The sequence below is a fragment of the Bacillus sanguinis genome, from assembly GCF_018332475.1.
GTDB lineage: Bacteria > Bacillota > Bacilli > Bacillales > Bacillaceae_G > Bacillus_A > Bacillus_A sanguinis.
In genome coordinates, this window is the sequence record NZ_BOQB01000726.1 from 1 (window position 1) to 225 (window position 225).

1 protein-coding gene is annotated in these 225 nt (G+C 53.8%); it reads right to left on the bottom strand.

The window, feature by feature from the left end; translation table 11 throughout:
• Positions 1–225 (bottom strand): phosphate acyltransferase (locus KI369_RS30175; RefSeq protein ID WP_212959088.1); only part of this gene is annotated, 225 nt, incomplete at both ends.

The window sequence follows — 225 nt, forward strand, 5'->3', positions numbered from 1 at the left end:
TGTATCGGCAATAAAGGTGTTACCACTCGGCAGCAGCAGCGCGTTCATGGCACCTGCGGTGTGAACGCCATCGCGATAACCAAAGACATTTTTCACCACGCTAAAATGTTCATGATAATCACCCACCGTACCGCAAATCATTGCATCGGCTTCCCCACGCTGAACCATGATCGCGCCGATCACTGTCGGGTTACTGATCAGCGCCCGCTGCGCCTGTTCCTGAGT